Here is a 6,375-nt window from a genome sequence, read left to right as displayed (position 1 = left end):
TTCAAATCAGGACGATGCCCTGTTACGAGGTACACGGCACTTTCGCCAATATTTGTTGCGTGGTCTGCAATCCGTTCAATATAGCGACCAACCAGCGTAAGGAGCATGGATTGATGCAAGGATTCTGGATGCTCAATCATATAAGTATATAGGTCGCGGATCATTTGACTGTACAGATGATCAACTTCATCATCATCCTTAGCCATCTTATATGCCAAATCGGTATTTTCGTCGAGGTAGGACTGCAAGGACTCTTTAACCATTAGAATAACCAAATCCGCCATTTTAGGAATATCAATCAGCGGCTTAATCAGTTTTTGTCCTTCCAGACGGGTTGTGACCTTGGCAATATCGATAGCGAGATCACCCATACGTTCCAGATCACTGGAAATTTTGAAGGCTACAATGATTCTTCGCAAATCCTTTGCAACCGGCTGCTGGGTCACGATTAATCGTGAACCGATCTCCATTACTTGTTCTTCCATCTGATTGAGCAGAATATCCCGCTCTACGATTTGTTTAGCTTGCCCAGAATCTAAAGCTTGAAGAGCAGAAATGGATTCCTTTAATGAGTTTTCCACATGCTCACCCATTTGTCTGAGCAGCTGGCGAAGTTCCTCTAAATTTTGGTCAAATTCTTTTCTTTGAATCATTACGTGAGCAGCCCCCTTCTGTTAGCCGAAACGACCGGAAATGTAATCTTCAGTACGAGCATCCTGCGGTGTAGAGAATAGCTTCTGAGTATCATCAGCCTCTACGATCTCACCATTTAGGAAAAAGACAGTCCGATCCGAAATACGGGCCGCCTGATGCATGTTATGCGTAACCATTACAATAGTATACCTATCTTTTAACTGCTGCACTAATTCCTCAATTTTTAAAGTCGAAATCGGGTCGAGTGCCGAAGTCGCTTCATCCATAAGCAGAATGTCAGGTTGAACCGCTATCGCTCTTGCAATACACAGACGCTGTTGTTGTCCACCGGACAGACTGAAAGCCGAACGTTTCAGAAAATCCTTAATCTCATCCCATAAAACAGCTTGTCGCAAGCTTTGTTCAACAATTTCATCCAACGGTTGTATTCACCCGTTATTTGGCGATGGAATACGAACGGCGTGAATCCAGCGATGACCGGTCACTCGGTGGACTCTTTTTTCTCTTTGCAGATGAGGTTCGCAATTTGGACTTCCAAACCGCGCTCAAGCAACTGATGACTTTATTTCTCGAAATGTCCCAAGCCCAAACGAAGATGAACAAAACGTCTGTTTTATGTCAACTACAGGACTGGATCTCTGGTTTGCCTAGTTATATCAAGGGTTTGTTTGGAGATTTAAGCTGCGAAAGTTGAGTTATTAAAATTAAGTAATTTTTTAGCTTTTAAGAACAAATTATTCATTTTTTTATTTTTTCTCCATATTTCGGGGATCGGAACATTTGCAAGCGAGATTGCTGCAAACTTGTGCATCAGGGCTATACGATTTCTCGATTCCGCATGGAATTCTTTCATTGCGCAGCAACCCTCATCCGGCACAGTCGTGCCTATGTGCTCAAGCTAATGAAAGACTGCGCTGGTCGCTACGCTTGGATGCGCATCGAAGCAAAAGTAGCTTTACTGGAATGACATTTCCCAAAACTTCACATGGAAAATGATATCGCCTCTTCAGTGGGGGGGGGATAAACTATCCGTTGCGTCATAAAATTAGCCCTCGACCCTGGGAAATCCCCTCTTTTTTACATCTCATAATCATACCGTTCCAGCACTTGGCCTTAATCTTATGTGCTTTCGAAATTCAGGTTAATATCTCTGGTCAAATTTTTAGTTCCTATACCAAGATAAAAATTACCTTTGAGAAACTTAGCAATTAATTCATTAGCTTCTTTTTGAAATACAGGATTCTTACTCATTTCTTGAGCAGCTTTTACAAGACTAGCTTCTGAATTGATAAAATAGGTAAATTTCCCTGTCCCACCCAATGGACCCATAGCTATTGACTCAATCATATGCACTTTCTTCATAAAGCTTCTACAGTTATTCTCTAGCCCAAGCCATTTTTTCCAGGTGTGTTTTTCTCGTAATGATTTCCAGTAGCCATATTAAAGAGATATTTAAAATAGTTATTATCTATACATCCTGGTATAATTCAATATTTTGCCTCTTGGCCCAGAATACTTCGTATTGTCCACCATGATTGGGGTTTATTTCCTTCATTTATAGCGATACTAGAAAAGTAATTACTTCTGTTTCATTAACTTTACAACCTGAAGGATCTTTGTAAATCAACGGAATATTATAAACATACGTATAGAGATTCAAACTCAGCGGAATCGTGAGTTCCCCTTCATACGTATCCTAGTTTATAAAGCGTCACTTATGTATAAACAATGGGCAGGATTGCCCAGCAATCTCTACCCATATATTGTATCATCCTGCATTATGATAGGATACTTCTGGAATGATATACGACGCCTTTGTTTTCATCAAATAATAGATTACGTTGACCAGCTTCCACATGATGCAAACAATGGCCTGCTGCTTCGTCTTTCCCGCCTTCAGCTTCTCTTCATAATGGTGATGAAAGTAAGGATTACGAGGCTCTTTCTTCGTTCTGGTGACAGCCAATTGCGCGTTTCTACTGACCATCTTCTTTTGGTATCGCAGAACCCGGGTCTGAAATTAGAACTGCTCAGATACAAAAACTCTATCTTAACCTAAGTGGCCTTGGACAAGTAGCCTTGGTTAATATGGGACAGGAACTGCTTAATTTAGAGCAAAAACTTAAAGGAAAAGCCTAACCGCAACGTATATGTGGTTAGGCTTTTTGTTATTTATGAAACTTAATGTTCGGGGCAAAAAAAGAAAGCCACATGGAGTTGTTATACTCGTATGTGGCTAAAATAGCAGTACAAATCGATTTTGCAATATTAACGACAAGATTCTCTTAAACAGATGATGCTGGAGAAATATTTGACCTTACAACACATTGATTAATCATTATCCTCTTGATAATATGGCGACTCACATTCTTCAATGAATAAACCACTTGCTTGAATGCTATCTATAGCATCCTTGCACACATTGTTTACACCAATATACATATAATAGTCATAGCCAAAATGAACAAACATCTTATCCTCAAATATTAATCTGAATCCCATCAATTCTCTTAATATCAGTTTACATAAATCCCTTAAAACTTGACCCGATACAAATTGGTTCTCTGAAACAGTATGGTACAACTGCACCATTTGTTCTGTGTAAATTTGATGGTGCGATGTTATTCTAGGTGTCTCATAATACCTCTCCAAGTCAGCCACCATCAAACCTTTAATCCCTACACATTCCATCATCTCAATTATTGCAGCTACATATAGCTCTTCTACTCTCAGATACTCTTCCAATTTAAAGACTACTCCACTAAACTCTTCACCAACATCAGAGATTGCAGTCCATTCATCAGAAGAATAAACGTTATATTCGTCCCTATTACTAGGATTATACTTGGTTATTCTGTAACTGTTCATTTCTATACCTACTTCCCAACATAATTTAGAAATACATCATAAGTTCCATATCTAGTTTCCTTTGAACCCAAATCTTTAATAGTCTTCGCTGCCTTCCAAACTCCTCCAATATGTGAATCTACATCGGGAGATATAAAAATTTTCCCATTAGTATAGACAGGTTGTTTTTTAATTGATGCTCCCTTAACTATTTTAAAACCTAAATAATTAGCAAGATCGCCTGCTTGTGTAGAAGTTAACTTAAGAGTCTTTCCAGCCTTTTGTGTTTTAAGAGGATTCCCTGGTTTCCCCTTTACCCCCGGCAACGATATAGATGAGAGAGCAATTAATGCATCTAATGGACTGGTGTCGGGACTGGTTAATGTCCTCAAAGCACTTGCTCCTGTTACATCCTCGAAAAAGTTTGTGATTTGTTGTTTCAATTCACGTTCCCTTTGTTCCATGTCCCTTTTGAGTTGTTTGCTCAAAAGTTCCATTTGATATTTTACATAAAGTTGATCAAACGATTTTCCAATAAGCTCAGCTCCCCAGCTTTGGCGGCTTGCAGCATAATAAGAATCAGGAATGTACATAGAACCCTTTATGTCATAATGATATTCTTTACCTTTTTGACCACCATTACAGCCGCCATAATGTGAATTCTTCCCATCAGCAGAAACACAGTAATTCCCTGTAGGATCAATATAAATCAACGGATTATTATGAACATACGTATAAAGATTCAGACTAAGCGGATTATTAATCTGTCCCTCATACGTATCCTCATTAAAAAACCGTCCAACACTTGGATCATACCATCTGGCACGAAGATATTGTAACTTAGTTGTACTGTCCCATAATTCACCGGAATATCGGAATGGCTTGTGTACACTCTCTTCCTTTAATACCAGTCAGATGATTCTGCATCAGAAATATTACGTTCCTTGTGCGTCATGTTTGCCCACTGGATCACATCACCCAGAGCCGATCTGCTTTGCTGTTAAGTTTCTTATAAAAGAAAACCACATGAAGTTTTTACACTTACATGTGGTCAACTATGGAAGTATTTATATAATTCGCAAATCAACTAAAACAACTAAAAGTTCCTATAGAGTGTTATCGGTCCACCTACTATCACTTGTCTAAGTATTTTAGCTCCCTATGGCTTAACCTGGATATTAACATAATTTAGAACTATAAACCTTATAATTTCACTAATCCAATTGTTAATAAAGAAACCATTATTTTTCATCATTTCTAAAATCAATTTCCACTTAACATTTGAATCCATTCTTTGATTTTAACTTTTTCAAATCTATCGATCTTATATTTCAAAAAGTAATAATAAATACTATCTACAACATTAATCGTTTGTTTATCAGTAGACTCATATAACTCTTGTTCTCTTCTCCATTCTGACCAATAACTACCACACCATTCTGCAAATTCAACATGAGTAAATACATTCTCATTTTTATCCAATATAGCCAATAAACCAATTAAATTTTCACGATTAAAAACCATCTTACTTAAATCTATATTATTCATTGTCACACCTACCTCTTTATTTTCCTATTTTTTTATGGCATCCATCCTATAATTGCATCACGATTAATATATTGATATACAGAAATCTCCTTATCAATTGTAGCATAATTTGTTGCTCTTCTAAAATCATTAAAACCGGGATCAAGTTTCGAAAGCGCAAAATAATTTCCATACTTCAATTTACTTCGATCAATAGCAATAATACCGTATCCACCACCTTTACTGTTATAATATTGAGCTCGTGTATAATCAACTGTAGTAGATATCCATGGGTCGTTTTCATTTGCACGTTTTTGAGACCCCCAAGCAATATGTTCACTTAGTGTCCATTTACCCTTGGGGTTTTTTGCTTCCAACCCTAGTCCACTAGCTAGACGAGCTACATCTTTTGCATTTAATGCCCTATAAATTATATTTGTATCATTTTTATTTTTTTCAGCATTTTCTTCACTGATATACCTTAACCCTAAATATGCCGCAGCATTCGAGTTATCAATATATTCTTGGTCTTCTCCAACCGGAGTCGGATTCCCAAATAATCCTCCTATAACTAAACCAACTATAAAACCTGGAAGACCACCCTTTTTGATCCCACTTTTCGCTCCCTCTTGTAATCCCCCTTTTATAACTTTAAACTCCCTAACAATCTCCTCTACCGATTTTGGTAAAGCATTATGACCTGTCGGATCAATATACTTGAGCGGATTATTCTCAACATACGTATAAAGATTCAAACTAAGCGGATTATTAATCTGTCCCTCATACGTATCCTCTCCAATAAACCGTGCTATCGCCGGATCATACCAACGAGCGCGAAGATATTGCAACTTTACGTCAGTATCCCAGTACTCCCCTGCATACCGCAGTGAGTTCGGTACGGTTTCCTGTACTGTTATCGGATTCCCCCAAATGTCGTAACTGTAGGCGTTCAATAAGTTCCCTGATGCATCACGAAGCTCTGTTACGTCCCCATGACCGTTGGTCACATAGTATTGTAGCTTCGATTCATCCGCCGATTGGCGTCCTACCAGTTTCCCGGTCGAATCAAATACATAGCCATAAGTAATGAACACCGCTCCAGAATCTACCGTTCCTTCCGCGACAAGCAGGCCCCGATCATCATAATAGTATCTTGTTGATTGATTTCCTTTCGTACGCCCGACCATCAGCCCATCGCCGTTATAGTTATAAGTAATATTCGTGTCGTCTTTGGTCACGGCCTTTAATCGATTTCTGATGTCATATTGGTACGATGCAGTAGTTGGGATTTCCGGTACACGGTTACTTGTCAGGCTGCTCCGGTTATCCCTTTGATCATAGGTATAG

General features: G+C 38.5%; 6 protein-coding genes and 5 pseudogenes. 2 read left to right on the top strand and 9 right to left on the bottom strand.

What is annotated here, in order from left to right:
* The coding region (gene phoU / locus BLS49_RS24335) for a phosphate signaling complex protein PhoU (protein WP_091236707.1) at window positions 1–653 on the bottom strand (653 nt) is incomplete at its 3' end.
* A 21-nt stretch (window positions 654–674) separates the two neighbouring features.
* Window positions 675–1,079: pseudogene (locus BLS49_RS24330) on the bottom strand (phosphate ABC transporter ATP-binding protein); the annotation flags it as partial.
* On the opposite strand from BLS49_RS24330, the pseudogene BLS49_RS25475 reads away from it, so the two are divergent.
* Window positions 1,067–1,348: pseudogene (locus BLS49_RS25475) on the top strand (IS4 family transposase); the annotation flags it as partial. The pseudogenes BLS49_RS24330 and BLS49_RS25475 sit on opposite strands and share 13 nt — an antisense overlap.
* Before the next feature lie 90 nt (window positions 1,349–1,438).
* Window positions 1,439–1,621 (top strand): annotated as a pseudogene (locus BLS49_RS25660) (IS1380 family transposase); the annotation flags it as partial.
* A 152-nt stretch (window positions 1,622–1,773) separates the two neighbouring features.
* Here BLS49_RS25660 and BLS49_RS24315 read toward each other — a convergent pair.
* From BLS49_RS24315 to BLS49_RS24290, 7 genes and pseudogenes are all read right to left on the bottom strand, one after another.
* Window positions 1,774–2,001 (bottom strand): hypothetical protein, encoded by a 228-nt coding sequence (locus BLS49_RS24315; protein ID WP_217640081.1) that lies wholly within the window; start codon window positions 1,999–2,001, stop codon window positions 1,774–1,776.
* 421 nt (window positions 2,002–2,422) lie between these two features.
* Window positions 2,423–2,623: pseudogene (locus BLS49_RS24310) on the bottom strand (IS110 family transposase); the annotation flags it as partial.
* Between the two features lie 362 nt (window positions 2,624–2,985).
* A complete protein-coding gene (locus BLS49_RS24305) occupies window positions 2,986–3,522 on the bottom strand; it encodes a hypothetical protein (RefSeq protein WP_091236705.1) in 537 nt (178 codons plus the stop codon).
* Window positions 3,523–3,530: 8 nt separating this feature from the next.
* The gene (locus BLS49_RS25890; RefSeq protein WP_217640082.1) at window positions 3,531–4,094 is read right to left on the bottom strand and encodes a toxin C-terminal domain-containing protein; all 564 of its coding nucleotides are present in this window, start codon (window positions 4,092–4,094) and stop codon (window positions 3,531–3,533) included.
* Between the two features lie 93 nt (window positions 4,095–4,187).
* Window positions 4,188–4,406, bottom strand: a pseudogene (locus tag BLS49_RS25885) (RHS repeat-associated core domain-containing protein); the annotation flags it as partial.
* Between the two features lie 358 nt (window positions 4,407–4,764).
* Complete coding sequence (locus BLS49_RS24295; protein ID WP_091236703.1) at window positions 4,765–5,049, bottom strand: hypothetical protein; 285 nt, start codon at window positions 5,047–5,049, stop codon at window positions 4,765–4,767.
* A gap of 32 nt (window positions 5,050–5,081) precedes the next feature.
* Window positions 5,082–6,375, bottom strand: a 1,294-nt coding sequence (locus tag BLS49_RS24290; RefSeq protein ID WP_139173184.1) for an RHS repeat domain-containing protein, incomplete at its 5' end; no start/stop codon positions are given.

Source organism: Fontibacillus panacisegetis, from assembly GCF_900102215.1.
Taxonomy (GTDB): domain Bacteria; phylum Bacillota; class Bacilli; order Paenibacillales; family Paenibacillaceae; genus Fontibacillus; species Fontibacillus panacisegetis.
The sequence above is the reverse complement of the archived record's forward strand: the minus strand, read 5'-3'. Positions and strand labels throughout refer to the sequence as shown.